This is a genomic window from Clostridioides sp. LIBA-6822 (assembly GCF_056688955.1).
In genome coordinates this window covers 1,256,682-1,282,335 of record NZ_CP196995.1, presented here as the reverse complement: position 1 = coordinate 1,282,335, position 25,654 = coordinate 1,256,682, and the positions used below count along the sequence as shown (strand labels likewise).

25 protein-coding genes and 1 riboswitch are annotated in these 25,654 nt (G+C 29.5%); of the genes, 4 read left to right on the top strand and 21 right to left on the bottom strand.

Features of this window, described 5'->3' with window-relative positions; genetic code table 11:
- Positions 1 to 4: 4 nt before the first annotated feature.
- From fabK to ACTG48_RS06160, 7 genes are all read right to left on the bottom strand, one after another.
- Positions 5 to 934: an enoyl-[acyl-carrier-protein] reductase FabK gene (gene fabK, locus ACTG48_RS06190; RefSeq protein ID WP_021383942.1), complete on the bottom strand. Its 930-nt coding sequence runs from the start codon at positions 932 to 934 to the stop codon at positions 5 to 7.
- A gap of 108 nt (positions 935 to 1,042) precedes the next feature.
- Entirely contained in the window at positions 1,043 to 2,029 is a 987-nt protein-coding gene (locus tag ACTG48_RS06185; RefSeq protein ID WP_021383966.1) for a beta-ketoacyl-ACP synthase III, read from the bottom strand.
- Between the two features lie 25 nt (positions 2,030 to 2,054).
- Positions 2,055 to 3,077 (bottom strand): phosphate acyltransferase PlsX, encoded by a 1,023-nt coding sequence (plsX, locus tag ACTG48_RS06180; protein WP_021383976.1) that lies wholly within the window; start codon positions 3,075 to 3,077, stop codon positions 2,055 to 2,057.
- Between the two features lie 10 nt (positions 3,078 to 3,087).
- Positions 3,088 to 3,645 carry a transcription factor FapR gene (gene fapR / locus ACTG48_RS06175; protein WP_003419115.1) on the bottom strand — a complete coding sequence of 186 codons (558 nt, stop codon included), beginning with the start codon at positions 3,643 to 3,645 and terminating at the stop codon, positions 3,088 to 3,090.
- 204 nt (positions 3,646 to 3,849) lie between these two features.
- Positions 3,850 to 4,026, bottom strand: a complete 177-nt coding sequence (rpmF, locus tag ACTG48_RS06170; RefSeq protein WP_003419113.1) for a 50S ribosomal protein L32 — start codon at positions 4,024 to 4,026, stop codon at positions 3,850 to 3,852.
- A gap of 24 nt (positions 4,027 to 4,050) precedes the next feature.
- On the bottom strand, positions 4,051 to 4,575 hold the full coding sequence (locus ACTG48_RS06165; protein ID WP_479918377.1) for a YceD family protein: 525 nt from the start codon (positions 4,573 to 4,575) through the stop codon (positions 4,051 to 4,053).
- A gap of 92 nt (positions 4,576 to 4,667) precedes the next feature.
- The gene (locus ACTG48_RS06160) at positions 4,668 to 5,864 is read right to left on the bottom strand and encodes an acetate/propionate family kinase (RefSeq protein WP_021383958.1); all 1,197 of its coding nucleotides are present in this window, start codon (positions 5,862 to 5,864) and stop codon (positions 4,668 to 4,670) included.
- 460 nt (positions 5,865 to 6,324) lie between these two features.
- Between ACTG48_RS06160 and ACTG48_RS06155 the strand changes: the two genes are divergently transcribed.
- Positions 6,325 to 7,605 carry a nucleotidyltransferase gene (locus ACTG48_RS06155; protein ID WP_479918376.1) on the top strand — a complete coding sequence of 427 codons (1,281 nt, stop codon included), beginning with the start codon at positions 6,325 to 6,327 and terminating at the stop codon, positions 7,603 to 7,605.
- 261 nt (positions 7,606 to 7,866) lie between these two features.
- On the opposite strand, the gene ACTG48_RS06150 is transcribed toward ACTG48_RS06155, so the two are convergent.
- The 5 genes from ACTG48_RS06150 to ACTG48_RS06130 all read right to left on the bottom strand — a co-directional run bounded on the left by ACTG48_RS06150 (position 7,867) and on the right by ACTG48_RS06130 (position 13,412).
- Complete coding sequence (locus tag ACTG48_RS06150; RefSeq protein ID WP_479918375.1) at positions 7,867 to 9,258, bottom strand: FAD-binding oxidoreductase; 1,392 nt, start codon at positions 9,256 to 9,258, stop codon at positions 7,867 to 7,869.
- A 10-nt stretch (positions 9,259 to 9,268) separates the two neighbouring features.
- Positions 9,269 to 10,489: an electron transfer flavoprotein subunit alpha gene (locus ACTG48_RS06145; protein WP_021383915.1), complete on the bottom strand. Its 1,221-nt coding sequence runs from the start codon at positions 10,487 to 10,489 to the stop codon at positions 9,269 to 9,271.
- A 13-nt stretch (positions 10,490 to 10,502) separates the two neighbouring features.
- Positions 10,503 to 11,291 (bottom strand): electron transfer flavoprotein subunit beta/FixA family protein, encoded by a 789-nt coding sequence (locus ACTG48_RS06140; protein WP_021383855.1) that lies wholly within the window; start codon positions 11,289 to 11,291, stop codon positions 10,503 to 10,505.
- Positions 11,292 to 11,307: 16 nt separating this feature from the next.
- A complete protein-coding gene (gene larA, locus ACTG48_RS06135) occupies positions 11,308 to 12,582 on the bottom strand; it encodes a nickel-dependent lactate racemase (protein ID WP_021383837.1) in 1,275 nt (424 codons plus the stop codon).
- 116 nt (positions 12,583 to 12,698) lie between these two features.
- Complete coding sequence (locus ACTG48_RS06130; protein ID WP_021383918.1) at positions 12,699 to 13,412, bottom strand: FadR/GntR family transcriptional regulator; 714 nt, start codon at positions 13,410 to 13,412, stop codon at positions 12,699 to 12,701.
- A gap of 124 nt (positions 13,413 to 13,536) precedes the next feature.
- Between ACTG48_RS06130 and ACTG48_RS06125 the strand changes: the two genes are divergently transcribed.
- Both ACTG48_RS06125 and ACTG48_RS06120 read left to right on the top strand, forming a co-directional pair.
- Entirely contained in the window at positions 13,537 to 14,796 is a 1,260-nt protein-coding gene (locus ACTG48_RS06125; RefSeq protein ID WP_021383863.1) for a nucleoside recognition family protein, read from the top strand.
- Positions 14,797 to 15,063: 267 nt separating this feature from the next.
- Positions 15,064 to 15,630 carry a tyrosine-type recombinase/integrase gene (locus ACTG48_RS06120; RefSeq protein ID WP_021383821.1) on the top strand — a complete coding sequence of 189 codons (567 nt, stop codon included), beginning with the start codon at positions 15,064 to 15,066 and terminating at the stop codon, positions 15,628 to 15,630.
- A gap of 121 nt (positions 15,631 to 15,751) precedes the next feature.
- Here the strand turns inward: ACTG48_RS06120 and ACTG48_RS06115 are convergent, their stop codons facing one another.
- The 9 genes from ACTG48_RS06115 to ACTG48_RS06075 all read right to left on the bottom strand — a co-directional run bounded on the left by ACTG48_RS06115 (position 15,752) and on the right by ACTG48_RS06075 (position 24,075).
- Positions 15,752 to 16,954, bottom strand: a complete 1,203-nt coding sequence (locus ACTG48_RS06115) for a homoserine dehydrogenase (RefSeq protein ID WP_021383828.1) — start codon at positions 16,952 to 16,954, stop codon at positions 15,752 to 15,754.
- 102 nt (positions 16,955 to 17,056) lie between these two features.
- Positions 17,057 to 17,163: riboswitch (SAM riboswitch) on the bottom strand.
- A 91-nt stretch (positions 17,164 to 17,254) separates the two neighbouring features.
- Positions 17,255 to 17,623 carry a YhbY family RNA-binding protein gene (locus tag ACTG48_RS06110; protein WP_021383816.1) on the bottom strand — a complete coding sequence of 123 codons (369 nt, stop codon included), beginning with the start codon at positions 17,621 to 17,623 and terminating at the stop codon, positions 17,255 to 17,257.
- Between the two features lie 29 nt (positions 17,624 to 17,652).
- Positions 17,653 to 18,930: a GTPase ObgE gene (gene obgE / locus ACTG48_RS06105; RefSeq protein WP_021383873.1), complete on the bottom strand. Its 1,278-nt coding sequence runs from the start codon at positions 18,928 to 18,930 to the stop codon at positions 17,653 to 17,655.
- Between the two features lie 110 nt (positions 18,931 to 19,040).
- On the bottom strand, positions 19,041 to 19,331 hold the full coding sequence (gene rpmA, locus ACTG48_RS06100) for a 50S ribosomal protein L27 (protein ID WP_003419086.1): 291 nt from the start codon (positions 19,329 to 19,331) through the stop codon (positions 19,041 to 19,043).
- A gap of 13 nt (positions 19,332 to 19,344) precedes the next feature.
- Positions 19,345 to 19,662, bottom strand: a complete 318-nt coding sequence (locus ACTG48_RS06095) for a ribosomal-processing cysteine protease Prp (RefSeq protein ID WP_021383819.1) — start codon at positions 19,660 to 19,662, stop codon at positions 19,345 to 19,347.
- A gap of 14 nt (positions 19,663 to 19,676) precedes the next feature.
- Positions 19,677 to 19,988, bottom strand: a complete 312-nt coding sequence (gene rplU, locus ACTG48_RS06090; protein WP_003419082.1) for a 50S ribosomal protein L21 — start codon at positions 19,986 to 19,988, stop codon at positions 19,677 to 19,679.
- 100 nt (positions 19,989 to 20,088) lie between these two features.
- Positions 20,089 to 21,510: an Rne/Rng family ribonuclease gene (locus ACTG48_RS06085; RefSeq protein ID WP_479918374.1), complete on the bottom strand. Its 1,422-nt coding sequence runs from the start codon at positions 21,508 to 21,510 to the stop codon at positions 20,089 to 20,091.
- 17 nt (positions 21,511 to 21,527) lie between these two features.
- Positions 21,528 to 22,229 (bottom strand): TIGR03936 family radical SAM-associated protein, encoded by a 702-nt coding sequence (locus ACTG48_RS06080; RefSeq protein ID WP_021383885.1) that lies wholly within the window; start codon positions 22,227 to 22,229, stop codon positions 21,528 to 21,530.
- 1 nt (position 22,230) lies between these two features.
- Positions 22,231 to 24,075 carry a TIGR03960 family B12-binding radical SAM protein gene (locus ACTG48_RS06075; RefSeq protein WP_479918373.1) on the bottom strand — a complete coding sequence of 615 codons (1,845 nt, stop codon included), beginning with the start codon at positions 24,073 to 24,075 and terminating at the stop codon, positions 22,231 to 22,233.
- Between the two features lie 318 nt (positions 24,076 to 24,393).
- On the opposite strand from ACTG48_RS06075, the gene ACTG48_RS06070 reads away from it, so the two are divergent.
- On the top strand, positions 24,394 to 25,587 hold the full coding sequence (locus ACTG48_RS06070) for an FprA family A-type flavoprotein (protein WP_021383872.1): 1,194 nt from the start codon (positions 24,394 to 24,396) through the stop codon (positions 25,585 to 25,587).
- Positions 25,588 to 25,654: the final 67 nt, after the last annotated feature.

Genomic DNA, 25,654 nt, shown 5'->3' with positions numbered 1-25,654 from the left:
TGATTTACAGTTCTATTGCTGGCATAATCTCTTTTGCTTGATTTACCATAGTTTCTATAATTTCTTTACAAGGTGTTATTTCTTTTACCATAGCAGCACTTTGACCTGCCATAAATGAGCCTTTTTCTATATCTCCATCTACTGTTGCAAATCTTAAAGCACCTGTACCTTTTTTATCTAATTCTTCAGGAGTAGCTCCATTTTGCTCCATCTTTAAAAATTCTTTCGATAATTTATTCTTTAATGTTCTTACTGGATGACCTGTACTTCTTCCTGTAACAATCGCATCTCTATCTTTTGCTTTTATTACTAAGTTTTTGTAGTTTGAATGTACAGAACACTCTTCACTACAGATAAATCTAGTTCCTACTTGAACTGCACTAGCACCTAATGCAAAAGAAGCAGCAATACCTCTACCATCTACAATTCCTCCAGCAGCTATTACAGGTATGTTGACAACATCAGCAACTTGTGGAACCAAAACCATAGTAGTAAGCTCTCCTATATGTCCTCCACCTTCTGTACCTTCAGCTATTACTGCTGTAGCTCCTAGCTTTTCCATTCTTTGAGCTAAAGCTATTGTAGGTACTACAGGAATAACCTTTGTTCCAGCTTCTTTTAATCTATCCATATACTTTGCAGGATTTCCTGCCCCAGTAGTGATAACCTGAATTTTTTCTTCTATAATTAAATCAATTATGTCATCTACAAATGGTGACATAAGCATTACATTTACTCCAAAAGGTTTATCTGTTAATTTTTTGCACTCAACAATTTCTTTTTTTATAGCTTCTTTTGGTGCGTTTCCTGCTGCTATTATTCCAAGCCCTCCTGCATTAGATACAGCACTTGCTAATGATGCAGTAGCTACCCATGCCATTCCCCCTTGGATAACTGGGTATTTTATATTTAATATTTTGCAAATTTTATTCATACAATTCTCCTTCACTTGAAATCATAAAAGTAAACTTTTTATTATTAATCAACCTTACTCTTAATATAAAGTTAATTTTGTCAATTAAAGCATTTTGGATATTTTATACTATAAAGTCCACTTGACAACTGAAGCCCCCCAAGTTAGACCTCCACCAAAGCCAACTAAAACTACATTGTCGCCTTTTTTAATTTTACCTTCTCTATAAGCTTCATCTAACGCAACTGGTATAGATGCAGCAGACATATTTCCATACTTGTTTATATTTACATAAACTTTTTTCATATCAAGTTCTAATCTCTTAGAAGACGCTTGTATGATTCTTATATTAGCTTGATGTGGTATTAAATAGTCTATGTCAGTTGTATTTAAATTGGCTTTTTCAAGAGCTATTAAAGAAGTTTCTGCCATCTTTCTAACTGCAAATTTAAATACATCACTTCCTGCCATTTCTATTGTATGTAGATTAGCTTCTACAGTCTCTTTACTTGCTTTAAGTCTTGAACCTCCAGCAGGTACTTTTAAACAATCTTTTCCTTTACCATCAGAACCCATATGAGTAGATAGTATTCCACCTTCACTTACAGGTCCAATAACAGCTGCTCCAGCACCATCTCCAAATAATACTGCTGTTGTTCTATCATCGTAATTTAAAAACTTAGAACAAGTTTCTGCTCCTATTACAAGTACATTTTTGTAACAACCAGTTTCCACAAATTGCTTTGCAATAGTTACTCCATATACAAATCCAGAACAAGCTGCTGATATATCAAATGCAGTAGCATTCACTGCTCCTATTGCATCTTGTACTATACATGCAGTTGAAGGCAAAGACATATCAGGAGTAATTGTCGCTAATATAATCAACTCTATATCCTCTACATTTAACTTTGCACATTCTATAGCTTTTAAGGCAGCTTTAGATGCTAGGTCAGAAGTTGCTTCAGACTCTTTAGCAAATCTTCTTTCCTTAATACCAGTTCTAGTACTTATCCACTCATCTGATGTATTCATTATCTTCTCGAAGTGAAAATTATCATATGATTTCTCAGGTAGATAACTTCCTACTCCTAATATTCCAGCCTTTGTATTCATTATATATTAAACCTCCAAAACGAGTTTATTCATCTTCGTTATTTTTATTTTCTTCATTATATTTGCTTATAAATTGACTGATATCTTCAACAACGTTTCCTTTTGCAAATTTTATTCCTTGATTTATAGCATTCTTTATAGCTTTAGCATCAGAGCTTCCATGAGCTTTTATAACGCCTCCATTTAGACCTAAAAGTGGAGCTCCCCCATACTCAGAATAATCTATAAAACTCTTTAATTTTCTTAAATCATCCTTTATAAGTAATGCTCCTATTTTACTCTTTGTACTAGCCATAAAAGTTTCCTTTATAAGGCTCATAACTGAAAGAGCTACACCTTCAGCAGACTTAAGTAATATATTACCTGTAAATCCATCACAGATTATTATATCTGTATATGCATTTATAACTTCCCTAGCTTCTACATTCCCTATAAAATTTAAATCTAATTTTTTAATTTCTTCATATGACCTTTTAACTAAATCATTACCTTTGCCTTCCTCTAGTCCAACATTTGCTAATGCTACTTTAGGATTTTCAAGACCTAAAACTTTTCTTGCATAGATATTACTCATAGCTGAAAATTCAACTAGATTTTTAGGTTTACAATCTGCATTTGCGCCACAGTCTGCTATAAGTGTCATTCCTCGCTTTACATTCGGTATTGCTGAGCATAAGCAAGGTCTATCGATTCCTTTTATTCTACCAACAACAAATAATCCACCAGCAAGTAAAGCTCCTGTATTTCCAGCTGATATTATAGCATCTGCCTTTCCTTCTTTTACAAGGTTTAATGCTACTACCATAGAAGAATCTTTTTTACTTCTTATAGCCTTTACTGGTTTATCTTCATTTTCTATAATCTCAGTAGTATGAACTATCTCTAGCCTATTTCTATCAAATTCATAATTTGAAAATTCCTTTTCTAATAAATCTTTATCTCCTGTGATTATTAAATCAACGTTATATTCTTTTATAGCATTTACTGCGCCTTCTACATTAGATTTAGGTGCATTATCTCCACCCATTCCATCAATTACTATCTTCATGATTACCCTCCTAATCTAATTCTTCAAAGATAAACTTTCCTCTAAATATTTGTTCTTGAGCTTTATTATTGATAACAACTTTTACATAATGCTTTTTATCTATATTTCTATACACTTCTGCTTTTGCTATAAGCCTGTCTTGTTGTTCTATCAACTTAAAACTTTTTACATTTGCAACTCTCATAATAACTTTAGGTGCATCTATTATAGCCATTGCCAATGAATCTGCTAGAGAAAATATATACGTATCTTTTAAAGTATTAGTCTTAGAATAAATCATGTCTTGTGTAACTTCTAACATAGATATACCTAATCGCCCTACAGATAAATCAATGATTTCTCCTGTAATTTCCTTTACTCCTAAAGTCTTTACTTTTGAACTCTGAGTTTCTGCTATTGATTTGACTCTTTCTCTTAGCTCTGGTATGTTTAGACTCATTCTATCTAATCTTATAGTCTGTATACTTACATCAAACAGACTTGATAATTCTTCATCAGTATAAAAAGGATCCGTCTTTAGCATATCTATAAGCTCTTTTTGTCTTTGGGCTTTACTTTTCTTTTTCATGTTCCCTCCAAATTTTATAGCTGTAATTAGTACCAGCTACTAATAGTAGTATATAGTAACACACAAAAATTTTCAATACTTATATTATTATTTTTATATTTTTTAATATGCATAAAATCCACTTATTTCTCTAGTAAATCATCTTCCTTTTATATGTACAAAAAAAACATGTAGAGTATACTCTACATGTTTTTTTAGAAGCTATTACTTAGACACAACTTCTTTACCTTTATAATATCCACAGTCTGGACACACTCTATGTGGTAATTTTGGCTCATGACATTGTGGGCAACTTACAAATCCTGTTGCTTCCATCTTTGAGTTAGCTGCTCTTCTCATTTTTGTGTTTGATTTAGACGTTTTACGCTTTGGTACTGCCATTTACGCCACCTCCTTAGTCAAAATTTAATTAAATAAATCTTTTAATTTAGCAAAACGAGGATCTATGTATTCCTCATCGTTTGTAATTTCACTGCAAGAACATTCTACTTCATTTAAGTTTGCTCCGCATACTTGACAAAGACCTTTACAGTTTTCACCACAAAGAACCTTATGAGGTACATTAAAATCTAATGTCTGTTCTATTATATCAATAAGGTCGATTTCTTCGCCATCGAATATAAAAGGATCAAATTCCTCAAAATCATCTTCATCATAATCTTCTTCTTTTACTAAAAAGCCTTGTATAGAATACTCTAATGGTATTTCTACTTCTTTAAGACATCTTGAACAATTGTCAACAATTGTAAAATTGACATCTATATCTAGATATAAACCTTTATTAGTCTTTGACACTTTCCCTTTTAAATTTACAGGTGATACTAATTTGTAAATCTCATCACAATAACTAATAGTATCAATTTTTTCACAAAAATTCAAGTCTATTTTATCAGTTTCTTTTCTATTTATTTTTTCTATGCTAACTTTCATTAAGTTCACCTCAACATATCACCAAATTTATTATACAAATCTAGCATTTGTTTGTCAAGTATTTTTACTTGATAGGCATCAGTTTGCTTAAATTATTTTACTAATCTTAATGTATCTCTAGCTATCATTAATTCTTCATTAGTTGGTATTAAAAGTATTTTTACTTTAGAATCAGCAGTAGATATTATTGTTTCTTTTCCTCTAACATCATTAGCTTCTTTATCTAACTTCATTCCTAAGAATTCCATATTAGAAGCTATATCTGCTCTTATAGCCTTTCCATTTTCGCCAACACCAGCAGTAAATACTACGACATCCAATCCATTCATCTCAGCTGCATAAGCACCTATATATTTTTGTACTTTTTTAACATAAGCTTCTAGTGTTGCTTGAGCTCTTTCATCTCCATTTTTAGCTGCATCTTCTATATCTCTGAAGTCACTAGAAATACCAGTCATTCCATATACTCCAGATTCTTTATTCATTAATTTATCTAATCCATCAGCATCTAAACCTTCTTTTCTCATTAAGAAAGGTAATATAGCTGGGTCTATATCTCCACATCTAGTTCCCATTATTAATCCTTCTAATGGAGTGAATCCCATAGATGTATCTACACATTTTCCACCATCAACAGCAGCTATAGAAGCTCCATTTCCTAAGTGACAAGTTACTATTTTTAAATCTTTTATGTCTTTTCCTAATATCTCTGCTGCTTTTTGAGATACATAATTATGAGAAGTTCCGTGGAATCCATATCTTCTTACCCCATATTTAGTGTATAACTCATGAGGTAAACCATATAAATATGAAGATTTAGGCATTGTTTGATGGAAAGCAGTATCAAATACTCCTACCATTGGTACGTCTGGAAGTATAGCTTTACAAGCATCTATTCCCATTATGTTTGCTGGATTATGAAGTGGAGCTAAATCTATACATTCTTTTAAAGCTTCTTCTACTTCTGGAGTTATTACTACTGAAGTAGCAAATTTTTCTCCAGCATGTACAACTCTATGTCCTACTGCATCTATTTCTTTCATTTCTTTAACTGCACCAAATTCTGGGTGAGCAACAGCTTCTAAAACTAATGCTATTGCATCTTTGTGGTCCTTCATTGGTTGTTCAACAATGTATTTATCATCTCTACCTGCTTTTTCATGTTTTAGTATAGAACCTTCTATTCCTATTCTCTCAACTAATCCTATACATAAAACTTCTTCATTAGTCATATCTATTAGTTGATATTTTAATGAAGAACTCCCACAGTTTAATACTAATATTTTCATTATTATTTCCTCCTTAGATTTTTATAAATAATATGTAATAATTTTTGATTTGTAATAAATGTCTAAATAAAACTCTATCTTTTATTATTTTGTCATAGATATATTATTGTATACATTAAACGATTTTCATAAATAATATATCACCTTTTAATATAAAAGTATATACTTTTTTTTTATATTATATCATATTTATAGTATGGTAATTTGTGTATTTTCCTAATAATATATTAACAAATTAACTTAATGTAGATTATTCTTTCCCATTTGCTATAATAATATAATATAAAGCTCTAATAAAGTTATTTTAATAACATTTAACTAGTTTTTTATTATGTAGTATTTCTACATTTTTATAACTTTTTTTACGTTTTTTAGTTTTATAATTAAAAATTTAAATTTTATATACATTTTAATAAATTAAGATATATATAAAAATAACTAAAGATAGAAGGAGTATTTTATGAATGTACTTGGACTAATAGTTGAATATAATCCATTTCATAATGGACATATATATCACTTATCTAAATCTATAGAAAAAACAAATGCAACACATACTGTAGCAATAATGAGTGGAAACTTTCTACAACGAGGTGAACCAGCTTTATTTGATAAATATACTAGAGCAAAAATTGCTGTCGAAAATGGTGTAGACTTAGTTATAGAATTACCAACTCTATTTGCTTGCCAAAGTGCTGAAATTTTTTCTCATGGTGCCATAACAATTTTAAATTCACTAAACTGTATAAATTCTATATGTTTTGGTAGTGAAGAAGGAGATACAGAAATTCTTTACAACATTGCAGAAATTTTAGCAAATGAACCAGATGAATTTAAATTATTTTTAAAAAAATATTTAGATGATGGTATGTTATTTCCAACAGCTAGAACTAATGCATTTTTTGATTATATACATCAATACAAAAAAAATGACTTTATGCAGAGTTATTCAAAGGAACAATTATCAAAAACATTAAATTCATCAAACAATATACTTGGTATAGAATATATAAAAAATCTTATCCATTTAAATAGTAATATAAAACCATTCACTATCTCTAGAGTTCAAGCAGAATACAATTCTGAAGAAATCGATAGTAATATTTGTTCTGCTACTGCTATAAGAACTTCACTTAAAGAAAACAATACACTTTTTCACTTAAAAAATGTTATTCCAGAAAAGACTTATAACACTCTAAATGAAAAAATAGATAATGGCTTTTTGCCTATATTTGATGACTTTTTCTTTGATGCTTTAAAGACAATTATACTTAGAGATATAGACAATTTAAAAGATTATTTTGAGGTAAATGAAGGTATAGAAAATAAAATCTACAAAGATATTTTTACATCTAAAGCCTTATATGAACTACAATTATCAATTAAATCTAAACGATATACTTTAACCAAAATCAAACGTACTTTAAATAATATATTGTTAGGTATTAAAAAAAGTGATATGCAACTTATAAAAAATATAGATACAATACCTTATATAAGAATACTTGCTTTTAATGATAAAGGTAGAGAAATTCTAAAAGAAGTAAAAAATAAATCTGAAATAAAAATAATAAACAAATTTTCAAATATATCATTTTCATTGGATGATATGATTTTTAGAACGCTCATAAGTTATGATATAAAATCTACAAATATGTATAACTCAGTATATTACAAAAATAATGAAAACTTAATAAAAGGTCCTATGGATTTTTATACTCGTCCAATCTATATAAAATAGATTTTTAAAATAAAAATATTTCTAAAAACTATTTTATTAATATATTGTACAAAATATAATAATCTTACTTCAATCTATATGCACATACTTTTAGGATGGCAACATCAACTTAAAAATTATCTAACTTTCTAATTTTAAGTAAATATTGCCATCCTAAAACTTTTACAGTTTAGCTTCTTATTTAAAAATAAATTTTAAAGTATTACATTTAAATATCATTTTTATACTTTTTTTCTCACAAACATTGCTAAATTAATATGTCTAATATATTTTTCCTGGATTTAAAATATTTTTAGGGTCAAAAGCTAATTTTATATTTTTAATTAACATCATATAAGCATCTGAATTTGATTCATGCAAATACTCTTTTTTAGCATATCCTATACCATGTTCGCCAGAAACTTGGCCACTAAGTTCTCTAGACTTTCTATACATACAGTCAAAAGTTTCTTTTAATCTCGTCTTCCATGTATTATCATCCATACCATCTTTTAAAATATATATGTGTAGATTTCCATCTCCTGCATGCCCAAAACTTTTTATTCTTATTTTTAATTCATCTTGAAGCTCATGAGTGTATCTTATAAACTCTGCTATCTTATCTCTTGGAACAACGACATCACATTCATCCATTTGTGTTGTAGATGCCTTTATAGCCTCTAGAAAGGCACCTCTAGCTGACCATATAGAATCGTTTCTTTCCTGTGTATCTGATATAAATACATCTAATGCACCGTTTTCTAGACATAAATTAGCTACCTTTTCATATTCTTTTTCTATATCTTCAGTGCTATTTCCATCAAATGTAAGTAGAAGATAAGCATCTGATGTGTTATCTGGAAACTTCTTACCTAAAAATTCTTCTGCTGCTAGTATTACATCTCTTTCCATAAATTCTATAGCTGTTGGTATTGACTTTGACTTTATTATTTTAGGAACAGTCTCGATTGCCATTGATAAATTTGGAAATGGTATAAGTAAACTTATACTTTTCTTTGGTAGTGGAAGTAATTTTAATATGGCTTTAGTAACTATTCCTAAAGTTCCTTCCGAACCTACTAATAAGTCCTTTATACTATATCCAGAACTATTTTTAACAACTTTTCCACCTATGTTTATAACCTCTCCATTTGGCAATACAACTTCAAGACCTCTTACATAATCTCTTGTGACACCATACTTTACTGCTCTCATACCACCTGCATTGGTATTTATATTACCAGCAATTGTAGCACTTTTTTCACCTGGGTCAGGTGGATAAAATAAATCTCTATCTTGAACATATTGACCTATTGTCATCAACAAAACACCTGGTTCTACTGTCAATGTTAAATTTTCATAATCAACTTCAAGTATTTTATTCATTTTACACAGATTAATCATTATTCCACCATTTATGGCAACAGCAGCACCTACAAGACCAGTTCCTTGACCTCTTGGTGTAACTGGTATATTATTTTTATATGCGTATTTCATTATTTTAGATACTTGTTCAGTTTCAACTACGTTTACTAGGACTTCAGGATATTTTTCAATTCCTCCAAGTTCATCATGTGAGAAATCTTCATTTATATCACTTCCAACTATTACGTTTTCTTCTCCGCAAGTATCTATTAAAAAATCTATATCTTTTTTATCGATTATTTTGTACATTTCTATCCCCCTATTTGGCTGCTGATGCCATATATATTTGATTATCACCTTTTTTATTTTCTATCTTTTCAATCAATTTAGGAATAATATCATAAATATCACCTATTAAAGCTAGGTGTGCTACATCAAGTATAGGAGCCTTATCATCTTTATTTATGGCTACTATATAGTCAGCACCTTGCATCCCTGCAACAAATTGAACAGCTCCAGATACACCACAAGTTATTATAAGTTTAGGTTTTACAGTTCTACCACTAAGACCTATTTGTTTTTTTGCATCTATCCATCCTGCTTCTATTACAGGCCTTGTTCCTGCTACTTGAGCATTTAATTTATCAGCTAATTTATATATCATCTCCATATCTTCTTGTTTTTTTATTGCTCTACTTGCAACAACTATCACTTCGGCTTCTTCAAGCCCAATTTCTTTATTTTTTTCTTTTACACTCAATACTTTAATCTTAGAGCTTAGCTCTTTTTTTTCTATTTGACATAAAGTAATCTTTCCTGTAGCACTTTGTACTTTTTCTGGCACTGAAAATATTTTGTATCTTACAGTAGCAAATTGTGGTCTATTATTAGGTGTGTTTATATGAGCCATTATATTTCCACCAAATGCTGGTCTTATTTGGTCTAAATCAGTATTAGATTGAATATCAAGTATTGTACAGTCTGCTGTAAGACCAGTTCTAAATCTAGCAGCAAGTCTTGGAGCTAATGACCTTCCTAGTGTAGTTCCACCCACTAGCATTATTGTTGGCTTTATTTTATTTATAAAGTTTTCTATCGCTTTTGCATATGGTTCTATCCTGAAATCTTTAAATTCATCCTCATCATATACAAATACTTCATCCACACCATAGGAAATCAAATTATTACACTTATCTTTTATGTCTTTTCCTACAAACACACAATACACAGGTTGTTTTATTTTTGATGCCATCTCACGAGCTTTACCTATAAGCTCATATGTTACAGGATGTATATTTCCATTGTGATGTTCTACATATACCGCAATCCCCCTCCATTCATCCTTATTTATTTGTACTTTGCTACTTTCTATAAATTCAAATGCACCTTTTGGTCCACTTTTGACACATAACTTACACATCTTACATGCAGCACTTATTTCTACTATACCTGATTTTTCTTCTATAGCACCAAAGGGACATATTTCTAATACTCCTTTTAAATCAGTTATTTTATCTTGATTTACAACTATCTTTGACATTTATTAATCCTCCCTAAACTAATTTTAATTCCTCTAATTTATTTATGAGTGCAGAACTTAAGTCATCTGCATTTCCTCTTACAATATTTTTATCTGTGTTTGGCTTTGGAGGAAATATTTTTACAACTTGAGTAGGAGAACCATTAAGTCCATAGTTGTTTTCATCTTTATCTTCAAAATCATCTAAGTTATATACAGGTATTTTTCTTTCTTTAGTGTCTAACTTTAATTTAAATGATGGTAGTCTTGGTTGAAAAATATCTTTTTCTACAGTTATTAAGCATGGATATTCAATCTCACATACTTGTAAATCATTTGGCATATCTATTTCAACAACTATACTTTTTTCTTTAACATCAATTAATTTTGTGACATTAGTAACATGAGGTATATCTAAAAACTCAGCTACTTCAGGTCCAACCTGTGCTGTATCACCATCAGTAGTTTGTTTCCCACATATTATTAAATCTACTTTTCCCATCTTCTTAATGCCTTGTGATATAGTATAGGAAGTAGCCAGTACATCTGCACCTCCAAATCTTCTATCACTTATTAAAGCTCCTTCATCAGCTCCCATCATAAAGCTCTCTTCTATTACTTTTTTTGCTTGAGGAGGACCCATACTAAGCACTTTTAGATTAGCTCTTTTTTCTTGTTTTATTCTAAGTGCTGTTTCTAAAGCATATAGGTCATAAGGATTCATTTTTGAATCTACTCCATCTCTTTTTAGTACCCCTGTAGTTTCATCAACCTCTACTGAAGTTGTACCAGGTACTTGTTTTATACATGTCAAAATTTCCATAAAGTACACCCCTTTTTTATTTAACTATAACTGATACTCCATCAGGTATAACTACTATCTTACTATCATTACCAACTATACTAGTTGCCATTTCCAAAGCTTCTTTAAAATTAAATGCGTGCTTCATATGCATTCTATTTATCATTTCAGGATTGCACTTATCTGTTACCATTATCACAGTATATTTAGATAGTATTCTTGCTAATATCTGAAATTCCCATTGGTCTGGGATTGTATCACATCTACCAACACTTCTAATTTTTTCTAATAATTGTTTTGGAGAATCTGCACTTGCTACATTTTCATAAAAAGATTGACCTCCATGACCATCATTACATGCTGCAATCATTATTATTACTCCACCTTCTCTACAGGTAGCCTCTGCTGCTGTCATACCTTTAACTGATTGATAAATATTTTGGTCTAATGGATATCCACCATTTGTGGTTACAACAATATCTGATTTTATGGAATTTACTTTTGATAACTCTGTTACAAATTCACAACCCTTAGTATGTGCTTTTTCGACATCCCCAGCAAAGGATGCAATTATTTTTTTATCTTTATCTATTACAACATTCAATATGAACGCTAACCTTGCAACTTTAGCTGCGTACACCATATCTTCATGAATAGGATTATTCTTTAATTTTCCAGTTCTTGAATTATCACTGTCTATAAAGTCACTACAATGGTTATACATTATAGTTTTTGCAGATGCTATTCCTGGAAGTACACTTTTTCTTCCACCTGAAAAACCTGCAAAAAAATGTGGTTCTATAAATCCTTCTGCTATTAAAAGTTCTGCCTCATATGCTAGTTTATTTATATATAAATCCCCACCTGAAGGTAGTACTCCCACTTTACACATAGATTCGTCATCAGTAGATATATGCATAACTATATCCTCATTATCTACTATTTCTTCTCCCATTTTATAAACTAACTCTTCCCTTGTGCTTGGCCTATGAAATCCAGTTGCCACTATAATTTTCACATCAATGTCTGGATTGACCTTCCTAATTCGTCTTAATATAATTGGCATAGTTATTTTACTTGGTACAGGTCTTGTATGGTCACTTGTAATTATAACCACATTCTTTTTACCCTTAGCTAGTTCTTCCAGTGAATTAGAGCCGATTGGATTATTCATAGATTCTTCAACTATTTCTTCTTGAGTTTTATTTTCTATATAATTATCCGATTTTGCTTCCAAAACACCAATAAAACGTTTTTCAGGTATTTCTAAAATCATTCCTTGCTTTGAATACGGTACTTTTAACTTTACCATTTTTAATCTCCCATTATATAAACTATAAAATTGGTATGTGGTCATACCAGTTTTACACTTATATGATAATACCATTATATTCCATTTGCAAGAATAATTTATTTTATAACAAACTTTTAATTTTCATTTTTTCTATAATTTTTACTTATAAACTTCATATGCTCTTTTGCTTTTTCAGATGCAAGTTCTAAATTATTTTCTACAACTGCATTATATATCGCCTCATGTTGCTCAAGTAATATATTTTCATTAAAAGGTTTTGCAATTATTTTTTCTCTTGCATCTTCTATAAATCCATCAAATAATTTTGATGCTGTCATAAAAAGACTTTGAATTAAATAATTTTTACTTATTGTGGCTAGTTTACTGTGAAATTTTTGGTCTAATAAAACTAAAGCTTGGTTATTATCTTTTCTCTTAGTTTCCATTCTCATTTCATCTATTATATTTTTAAGTTCTATAGATTCAGAAGAAGTTATTCTCTTTGAAGCAAGTTTTGCAATTTCAATCTCTAAAATTATTCTAAGCTCCAATATATCTTCAAGTGTTCCATTATTAAGTTTAAAAATCATAGATAATGGTTCTATTAAAGTTTTTTCTATATTTGTACATATAAAGTTTCCTTCACCTTGTCTACTTTCTATCACTCCCATAGTTTCTAAGACTCTAATAGCCTCTCTAATAGACGTTCTACTTACATTCATTTGCTCAGATAATTCTCTTTCTGACAGTAATTTATCTCCCTTTCTTAATTCTCCATTTAGTATTTTATATTGTATTTGTTCAATTACTTGTTCATAAACTTTCTTACTAGCTATACTATTAAACATTTTTTCCTCCAATATTATAATCGTTCTTGTAATATATATCTATTATATATCTTAAGCCATTACATTCATATATTTTTATTACTTTTAATATAATATCTTATAACTCAAATTTATAGGTGATATTATGAAAAAAAATAAAATTATTGCTTTTTTTGCTCCAGCTATTATAGTTGGAGTTCTAGTTTTAGGCATTATCCTATACCCAAATGAAGCTATAAAATCTGCAAGAGAGGGTTTCTCTATATGGTCTAATGTTCTAGTTCCATCACTACTACCATTCATAATTGGAGCAAACCTAATTGTCGATTTAAAAATAGTGGATATTATAGGATTTATTATTAATCCTATAACTAGACTTGTATTTAATGTCTCAGGCAAAAGTGCTTTGGCTTTTGCAATATCAGCAGTATCTGGTTATCCAGTAGGGGTAAGTTTGGCTTCTGAATTTAGAAATAATAGACAAATTTCTAAACATGAAGCACAAAGACTCGTCTCTTTTTGTTCTACATCAGGACCTTTATTCATAATAGGTTCGGTTGGTACGGGCATGTTTCAAAATTCAAATTTAGGCTATTTAATGATTCTATGCCATTATCTAGGGACTATATTGGTTGGTCTTTTTTTTAGAAATTATGGTAATGAAATTCTTCCAAAGACAAAATTAGATTTAAAAACAAACATAAAAAATATAATCAATCTTCGAAATGCAAGTGGAAATGGCTTTTTTGTTCTATTTGGAAATGCTGTATTTAATGGAGTAAATACCTTACTCACAGTTGGTGGATTTGTAATTGTTTTTTCAGTAGTATTTAAAATACTATCACTTTTTAATGTAATATCTTTAATAGCGTCAATTTTGTATTTACCTCTTTCATTTTTAGGTGTAAACAAAGAACTCTGTCAAGCATTTGTAAGTGGTTTATTTGAAATCACTATAGGTTGCAATAAGGTGTCCAGTATAACAAGTGCTCCAGAAATACTAAGAGCATCTTTAGCTAGTTTTTTAATAGGATTTAGTGGATTATCCATACTTGCTCAATGCTGTACATTTTTATCAAAAACAGACATAGATTTAAAATTATACATACTAAGTAAGTTTGCTCATGGAATCTTAGCTGCTCTATTTATATTTATACTTTATCCTATTGCAAACTCTACTGTATTGGTTTCTAGTTTTGCTGATACATATAATGTTATATATAATAACTTAATCTGGTTTTATTATCTTAGCTATTATGACACAATTCTTCAAATTGTAGTAATAGTTTACCTAATATCAGCTTTATTTATTGCTAAAAAGCATATGAAAAGTTTATCTACAAGTGGAAAATTAATCAGATATAAAAATACTTTCTCCATTAAGAAATATTTACGAAAAAAATAAAAATCACAAAAATTGACTAAATACTTCCATTTTTTTATTATATTTGTCATAATTTTAATAACCTTTTTAATTAGTTTAACAACACAGTTATTTCATCACAATTTTGTAATTTTATTAGTAAATATTTTTCAAAAAATTCTCCTTAATCACATATATCACAGTTGCATAAGTTTATTGGTAAATTTTTCCATTATATAATGTTTCATTTATATTATATAATAAATACCGACCTAAACTTACCAAATCAAATAAGAGGAGTGGTTGAAAATGGCAACAAGACCTATAGAAATAGACGAATATAAAAAGATAATGGAACTATTACATACTGGCTTTATTTATAGTGAAAATGGCGTTGAAAAAAGATTTAGAAAAAATCCTAAAGTTGCATTGGCACTAATGTTAGAAGCTAATTTAGGTCTAAGAATATCAGATATTTTAAGATTAAAAATAGGCAATTTTAAAGGTAACATGTTAGAAATAAATGAAAAAAAGACAGGCAAATTACAATATAGACCAGTTAATAAAAATATAATTGAATCTATAAACGAACATGCTAGAAAGTATAATCTTAAATCAAATGACTATTTAGTAAATATAAAGACAAAAGCTATTCAAAAACAGTTGAGGATAATTTGTAAATACTTGAATTTGTATAATATAAGTACACATAGCTTTAGAAAGCTATATGCTACTACTCAATTTGAAAAGAGTAATAATAACTTAGAGTTAGTCAAAGAGCTCTTAAATCATAGCTCTGTGGCCACTACACAGCGATATATAAGGGTAACTCAACAAGCTATTAATGAAGCTAGTGAAAACTTCTTTATTGGCTAATTATAACGTATTTATTTTTCTATTATCTTATTAATTCACCAGATATTAAAAAGGTGAAGTAAAACAAAATATTTATTTTGTTTTACTTCACCTTAAATTTTATAATTCCTATATAAATATATTAATCTATCTTCAATAATTTCTTAGCTGATTTACTATAATTATTTCTTTTTACATCTTCCAAAAGTCTATCAATTTTATGCTCTGAATTTGCATTTACAAAAATCGCTAGTTCTTCATCATCTATAATGTCATAGCTATCCACATATTTATCTAAACATTTTAAAATTCCATCTTTATCATATCCATCAAATCTAACTACAGCACTACATTCATCTTCTATAAGTCCACTTAAATCCAACTTTCCTTTTGAGAAAGATTTTATATTTGCATTTCTATTATCTATTATATCTATAATATCAGCATAGACAGCACTACCTGTTGCACCTCTTCCAGCTCCTTTACCCACAAAAGAAAGTTCACCTACTGAATCACCTACTAGAATCACTACATTAAACTCATTATCTATTTTTGAAAGCATATTATCATTATCAACCAATGCTGGTCTAACAAACCCACTTACTTCTCCTGATTCATACTTACTTCTAGCAACTAATTTTATCTTACAATTTAATTTTTTTGCGTATTCTATATCTTTTTCATCTATTGAAGTTATTCCTTCTAATAATAAATCTTTCCAATATACTATTTTTCCATAAGATAAAGTAGATAATATAGATAGTTTTCTAGCACTATCATATCCTAAAACATCTGCATCTGGGTTAACTTCTGCAAATCCCAATTCTTGTGCTTGTTTTAAAGCTACATCATACGGTAGATTTTCATCATACATCTTTGATAATATAAAATTACAAGTTCCATTCAAAATAGCATTTATACTCTTTATATTATTACCTTCTAATGATTCTATCAATGGCTTTAAAACTGGAATACCACCTGCTACAGATGCTTCAAATTTAATGCTAACATCATTTAAATTGGCTAATTCTATAAGGTCGCTACCTCTCTCTGCAAGCAAGTCTTTATTGGCTGTTACTACATGTATTTTTTTATTTAATGCTCTTGTTACATAATCAAAAGCTGGATTCAATCCTCCAATTACTTCAACTAGTATATCAATATCCTTATCAAATATATCTTCTATATCTGTTGTTATCTTATCAAAATACTTTTTAGACTTATGTTTCTCTTTATTTTTAACTAAAATTCCAACTATTTCTATATCTCTTTTTGAAGTATTATTTTCTATTAAATCAATTAATCCACTTCCTACTGTTCCATACCCTAATATTGCTATCTTCACTGTTACATACCCCCATCATTTTGATTATATTAAATTATTTATATGTATAAATATACTAATTAAAAAAGCTTGAGTATAAACTCAAGCCATATGACGGGTTTATACTCATCTTTCAGCATAACTGCTGCAGGATTTAGCACCAATGTATAATAAAATATACTGGTTGCCGGGCTTCATAGGGCCAGTCCCTCTGCCTCTCTTGATAAGATTGCTAATTTAAATTTATGTTTAATAGTATAATACAATTTTTGCCAATTGTCACTATTTTTTTAACTTATTTTACTAAAAGAATATATACTATTATCTAGCTGCTCTTTTAGTTGGTTTACCTTTTTTTGTAACATTATTATTTTTAACCTTGGCTTTTGCCTGTTCATGTCCTGGGAAAAGTATCTTAGGTTCCTCAACATTTCTCTTATAAATAGTAAATTTAAAACCAATAGCTTGCACAAATTCAGCTCTTAAAGCTTCACATACTGCATTAGCAGTTTCTTTAGCATCAAGACCTGCATTTTCTAGTATAGTAACTTTTACTAATTCTCTAACTCTTAACATATCATCTAATTGCTCTAAGAAACTTTCTGTGACACCTTCTTTACCAATTTGTGTAGTAGGTTTTAAAGTATTTGCCAAAGATCTTAAATACGCTCTTTGTTTTCCTTTTAACATATCCTCACCTCTATAATCCTATACTAAAATTAATTGTAAAATTCAAATTCCAATTCGTAAATTCTAACTACATCTCCATCCTCTATTCCCATTTCTCTAAGTCTATCAAACACACCTTGACTTTCCATAGCTTTTTGGAAATATTGAAGAGATTCCATATCATCAAAATTTACAGAATACATTATTCTTCTAAGTGCTTTACCTGTAACTACATACACACCATCTTCAATATCTATACTCAATTCTTCTTCAGTACCAATATCAAGTTCTGGTCTGTACATTTCTTCTTCTGAAACTAGTTCCACATCTTCTACTTCTTTTAAAAGTTTAGAGACATAGGCTATTACATCATCTATTCCTTGACGAGTTGCTGCAGATATTTTAAATACTGTATATCCTCTGCCTTCTAACTCATTCTTAAATGTATCAAACTTACTTTCATCTTCTAGTATATCAAACTTATTTGCAACAACAACTTGTGGTCTCTTTGAAAGCTTTTCATTGTACAATCTAAGTTCGTCATTTATCTTGTCAAAATCTTCAATAGGGTCTCTACCCTCTAGTCCAGATATATCTACAATATGTATCAATACCTTTGTTCTCTCTACATGTCTTAGGAATTCATGCCCTAATCCTATACCTTCAGAAGCACCCTCTATAATTCCAGGTATGTCTGCAAGTACAAAACTATCTCCAAACTTAGTTTGAACGACACCTAGATTTGGTGTTAGTGTTGTAAAATGATAGTTTGCAATTTTGGGTTTAGCCTTAGTTACCACTGATAGAAATGTTGATTTACCTACATTAGGAAATCCTAAAAGACCTACATCTGCTATCATTTTAAGTTCAAGAGTTACCCATCTTTCTTCTCCATCTGTACCAGATTTTGCAAAAGCTGGAGCTTGTCTTACTGCATTTGCAAAGTGTTGGTTACCTTTACCACCTATACCACCTTTTGCAACTACAGCTATATCTCCTTCTTTCTTTAAATCTGCCAATACAAGACCTGTAGCCTCATCTCTTATTACTGTACCTGCTGGTACTTTTAATACTAGGTTCTCTCCATTTTTACCAGCTCTTTTACCTTTGCTTCCGTCGCCACCATTTTGAGCTTGATATTTTTTTTGGTACTTAAAGTCCATTAGAGTTCTAAGACCCAAATCAACTTCAAATATGATGCTTGCTCCACGACCACCATCTCCGCCATCTGGTCCACCAGCTGGAACATATTTTTCTCTTCTAAATGCTACCGAACCATTTCCACCATTTCCAGCCTTAACAAATATTCTTGCCTTATCTATAAACAAATTCTTCACCTACTTAATTAAAAACTTTTAATTAGCATTACCAAAAACACTATTATAAATTCATCAGTACTATAAGAAAAAGGAGTGCCTCAACACTCCTTTTATGTATATTACTCAGCTATTGCTACTGGATATATACTAACTTTTTTTCTCTTCTTGTCTTTTCTTTCGAATTTAACAGTACCATCAACTAATGCAAATAAAGTATCATCGCTACCTTTTCCAACATTAGTTCCTGGATGTATTTTAGTTCCTCTTTGTCTAACTATTATACTTCCAGCAGTTACTAATTGCCCATCGAATCTCTTAACACCTAATCTTTTAGATATAGAATCTCTACCATTTTTAGAAGAACCTACCCCTTTTTTAGATGCTAATAATTGTAAATTCATGTTTAACATATGGAGTCACCCCCTACTTTTTTAAAATTTTTATATTTTTTGGGTATTCCCGTTTAATTTCTTCAACCGCTAATTGAAAGTGATTTAGTAATAATTGTGCATCTTTTATATGTATATCTTTAACTATACATTCTATATGACCTTCTTCTCCTACTACTTTTTCAAATTCAATCTTTTGTAATTTGTCTAAAGAATTTATAACTGCAATAGCATTAGATGTAACTGCAGCACACACTATATCATAGCCTATTTCAGCAAAATCAGCATGTCCCTTTAAACAAAAACCTTGTATCAAGAAATCATCATTATAATAATATTTTACTTTTATCATAACTTAACCAACAACTAAGCGTTTATTTTTTCTACAACTATCTTAGTGTATGATTGACGATGTCCTTGTTTTCTTCTGTAATCTTTTTTTGCTTTATACTTGAAAACTATAACTTTCTTAGCCTTACCTTGTTCAACAACTTTAGCTTGAACAGATGCTCCTTCTACTACTGGAGAACCTAATTTTAATTCTCCATCTTTAGAGCAAGCTAATACTTCGTTTAAAGTAACAACATCACCTGCGTTAGCTTCTAATTTTTCAACGAATAATACATCACCTTCAGAAACTTTATATTGCTTCCCACCAGTCTTTACTATAGCGTACATTAAATACACCTCCTCGGCCTCAAACTCGCCAGTACAAGGTACTTCATTTGAAGATTTAGACCTTTACTGTGCGGCATTACAATTATTAATTATAAAATATTTACATTTTATTGTCAACTATTTTATCGAAAATAACATTAGTTTTATTGTGTTTTAATGTAGCATTTGAGTTTAAAGAAATCTTTATATTATATTTTTCACCAATTTTATCAATTATATCCATATAATATTCTTTTATTTGTTCAAAAATAAAATCATTAAACTCTATTATTACATTTTTATAGACTGTATGCTCGCTTATTCTCATAATTTCTTTTTCAATACCATCTACCATATGATGTATAGATTTTATCGTTTGTGCACCATCACAACATGGACAAGACATTAGATAATATTTATCAATAGACTCTTTTTCTCTACGCCTTGCAACTTCTACTAAACCAAGCTTCGTCATACCTAACACTTCAGCTTTTCTTTTATCTTTATTAAATTCTTCCTCTAAGAGGTGTAAAACTTCATTTTGATGCTTCTTTTTATGCATGTCAATAAAATCAATTATTATTATTCCAGCTATGTCTCTAATTCTAAGTTGCCTTACAATTTCTTTTGCAGCTTCAATATTAGTTTTATAAACAGTCTCATCAAGTTTGCCAGTTCCAACAAACTTACCTGTATTTACATCTATGACTGTAAGAGCTTCTGTCTTTTCAATTATTAGATAACCTCCACTCTTTAACCATACCTTTTTATTTAGTAACTTATCTATTTGAGATTCTATCCTATATAAATCAAATACATCTCTATTTTCTTCAAGACATAGTTTATCAACATAAGTATTGTCTATTCCCTTCAAAATAGATTTGAGTTCGCAATATCTATCATAACTATTAGTAATTATAGATTCAATATCATCATTCACATTATCTTTTACATATTTAGTTGCAAAATCTAAGGATTTATATAATAATTTTGGTCCAATACCAAGTTTATATTCTTTTAAAATGTTTTCATACTTTAATTTCAACTCTTCTATATCTTTTTTTATTTCATCATGAGTGCAACCTTGAGCCTCAGTCCTTATTATTAAGCCTAAATTTTCTTTATTTACTGCCTTAGTAATTTTTTTTAATCTAAATCTTTCTTTTTCATCAGTAATTTTATTCGATATTGTAGTTCTATCATTGGAAGGTATATAGACAATATACCTTCCAGAAATACTAATTTCAGTGTTTAATTTTGCACCTTTAGTTCCTATTTCTTCTTTATTTACTTGCACTAGAATATCTTGACCAGATTTTATAGTACTTCCTTTTTTCAATTGTAAATAAGCAAGTTTTTTAAAGCCAATATCTACAAAACAAGCTTCTATTCCTGGTATAACTTTTTTTACAATTCCACGGTATATATTGGATACAGTCTTTTTATTTAAATTATCCTCAACAAAAAGTTCTACTAACCTTTCATCTTCAAGTACTGCTGTTTTCTGAGACCCTACTAAGGACTCGATAACTATCTTTTTCACAACTTCACCTCTCGAGCCTACATAGGAGTCACTAATTCACCATCTTCTAATACATATAAATCTCTTCTCAATATATCAACATCTAATGGGTCAACATTCAATTCAAACATCTCTAATATTTTTGGAATAAGTATATTAGTATTTAAATTAGTCTTTGAACCTGTAGCTATAGTAGCGGTAAGAGTAATATATTCATCTTCTAAATTTAAAACATCAAAAGTTCTTATCATAGGTCTTATATCAACTTCTACCATCTTCCCTTTTTTATTCTTTTTTGTTATAATTATTTCTTTATTATTCATAAAATCAATTACTTTTCTTTTTACAAACTCTTTAGTTAGAGGTCTTTTTAACTCTATATTAAACAGATATTCTCCATAATCTATCACAGAAGAAAGAGAAGGTGTTTGTCTATCAATTTCTTTTGCTTTGATAAATGCTATTCCATCTGGAAGTTGAACTGATACTTTACTTAAGAACTCCTCTACTGATAAATCATCTTCTTCTATCTCAATATCTACATACTCTCCCTGACTTTCTGTTCCTAAAGCCAAAGCATTACCATAACTCATTTTAGGATGAGGATTAAACCCTTGAGAATGTGATAAGTTTATTTCAGCTCTCCTAAATGCTCTTTGCAATAATCTCTGAAGGTCAAGATGTGATATATATATCATATCGCCTTCCTTTTTAAATTTTACTCTTATTATTTTACTCATATTAGCAAAGCCCCCTTCCTATATCATGTATATTTATTCCACAGCCATTACAATTATGTCTACAATCAGAAGTGATTTTTTCTTTTTTAGCATTCTCATCTTCTCTAATTAAGAATTTTTTATTAACACCTACATCTATATGGTCCCAAGGAAATACTTCTTCATAAGTTCTATTTCTATGTGCATAAAAATCTATAGAAAGATTATTTTTTTCCATAGCTTCCTTCCATATATCCAAATTAAAGTGTTCTGCCCATCCATCAAACTTTGCACCTAGTTTAAATGCATCATATATAACTTTTCCTATCCTTCTATCCCCTCTAGCTACTACAGCTTCCATCAAGCTAGTTTTTGAATCATGGTAATTGTATTTTATATTGTTGTTTCTCAATTTATTTACTAAGTGTCTTTGCTTCTCAACTACTTCTTCTGTAGTATCTTGTCCATGCCATTGGAAAGGTGTAAATGGCTTTGGTACAAATGTAGAAGTACTTACTGTAACGCTAAAACTTCTCTTTAATTTACCTCCATTTACTTTTCTGTAAATATCAATAACCTTATATGCTAATTTAGCTATTCCATCTAAATCATCATAAGTCTCAGTTGGTAAACCAATCATGAAATATAGTTTGACACTATTCCATCCCATCTCAAAAGCTCTTTCTGTTGCATTTTCCAAATCTTCTTCTGTGACACCTTTATTTATAACATCTCTAAGTCTTTGAGTTCCCGCCTCTGGAGCAAAAGTAAGTCCAGACTTTCTTACTTGTTGTATTTTATCAGCAATTTCCATTGAGAAGTTATCTAATCTAAGAGATGGAAGAGAAATGCCTATATTATTAGAAGCATACTCGTCTACCAAATAATCAGTAAGCTCAGATAATTTGCTATAGTCACTTGTACTAAGCGATGATAATGATATTTCATCATATCCAGTATTTTTAACTAATTTATCTAATATTTCTTTAAGTCTTTCAACACTTTTTTCTCTTATTGGTCTATATATCATACCTGCTTGACAGAATCTACATCCTCTTGTACATCCTCTGAATAATTCCAACACTATTCTATCATGAACAGTATCTATATAAGGTACTATTAGTTTCTCTGGATAGTCTACAGTTTCAACATCTTTTATTATTCTCTTAGTAGGATTCTTAGGAACTCCATCTCTATTAGGAGTTACACTTTGAACTGTACCATCTTCATTGTATTTAACATCATAAAAACTTGGTATGTATACTCCCTCTATACTTGATATTTTATATAAAAAATCTTCTCTAGTCGTTTTATTTTCCTTCCATTCTTTATACTCATTTACTACTTCTAAATTGACCTCTTCACCTTCACCTAATATTACTACATCCACAAAATCTGCTAAAGGTTCAGAATTATAGGCACAAGGGCCACCAACCATTACAAATGGGTCTTCCAGTTTTCTTTCCTTTTTTAATATTGGTATATTTGCTAAATCTAATATATTTAAGATATTAGTATATGAAAGTTCATATTGAAGTGTAAAAGTAACAAAATCAAAGTTTGTTATAGGCTCTCTTGACTCTAATGCAAATAATGGTATGTTTTTTTCTCTCATTATATTTTCCATGTCAACAGCAGGAGAATATACTCTCTCACAAAATACATCTTCATCTTTGTTTATTACATCGTATAATATATGACTTCCTAAGTGACTCATACCAACTTCATATAAATCTGGAAAGCAATGTGCGTATCTTATCAATTCACTATTACTAGTATCTTTATGAATTGAATTTATTTCATTTCCAAGATATCTAGCAGGCTTTTCTACTTTTTTTAAGATTTTTTTCAAGTCTACTTTATTCATTTATCCAAATTCCTCCAAACAAGCTCTTTATTTTTATTCTTATTTATAAGTAATATTATACACGATAAAATATTTTCTATCAAAAATATAACTAAAATATTGAATTTAAAACCTATATTATTCACAAAATAGAATGTCTAAAAAATATTTAATAATATTTTCCATTAAATTTTTATTAAAATGCAGATTTTTTATCAAATATGATATATTATAAACATAAACTATTGTTTTATATGACTTATAATGACATCTTTTGTTTCATTAACCCCAAAATGGGGTATGTTACTTGTATAATGATAAATTTTAGGAGGGTTAAAAATGAGTAAAGTTTTTGAAGTAAAAAAAGATATCTACTTTACTGGCGTAGTAGATGAAGGTTTAAAAGTATTCGACATAATAATGGAAACTGAGTTTGGGACAACTTACAACTCTTATTTAATCAAGGACGAAAAAACGGTTTTATTTGACACAGTAAAAGCAAATTTTAAAGATGAATTCTTAAGTAATCTATCAGAAGTTACTGATATAGCTAAGATTGACTATGTTGTAATTCATCATACAGAACCAGACCATGCTGGTAGTTTAAAGTACTTATTAGATTTAAATCCTAATATAGAAGTTTATTGTACTAAAGCTGCTAAACTATACTTAGATGGTCAAATAAATAGACCTTTTAATTGTCATGTAATAAAAGATGGTGAAGTTTTAAATATTGGTAAAAGAAACCTTAAATTTATAACTGCTCCATTCTTACATTGGGTTGATACAATGTTTACTTACATTGAAGAGGACAAGACTCTTTTAACTTGTGATGCATTTGGTTGTCACTTTGCAAGTGTTGATGCAGATGTAGTAAACAGTGAAGATTACCTAAAATCAGCTAAACACTATTATGACTGTATAGTTAAGCCATTTGCTAAGCACGTTTTAAGTGCTGTAGATAAGGTTGTAGGAATGAACATAGAATTTGATACTATATTAACTTCTCATGGACCAATGCTTACTAAAGACCCAATGGCTGCTGTTAAAAGATATGTTGAATGGTCTACAGAAGCTATTAATACAACAAATCAAAACCAAGTTTCTATATTCTACTTATCAGCTTATAGCAATACTTTAGAAATGGCTAAAAAGATAAAAGAAGGTCTTGATGCAGAAGGCGCAAAAGCTGAATTATATGATTTAGAAGATATGACATTAACAGAGATGCACGATACATTAGTAGTATCAAAGGTAATACTATTAGGTTCTCCAACTATAAACAAAACTATGGTTAAACCTATGTGGGATTTATTCTCTGTTATAGACCCAATGGCTAACCAAGGCAAGATAGCAGGAGTATTCGGTTCATTCGGTTGGAGTGGTGAAGGTATAACTATGGCTGAGACTTTACTTAAAGCTATGTCATTTAAAATGCCTGTAGAATCTCTTAAGAAAAAATTCTTCCCTAGTGAAGAAACATTAAAAGACTGTATGGCATTTGGTGCAGAATTTGCAAAATTAGTTAAATAATCATTAATCACAAACAAAATTATTTAATTTAAATAGTTTTATATCCAAAAATAAATTAAAAAGGAGT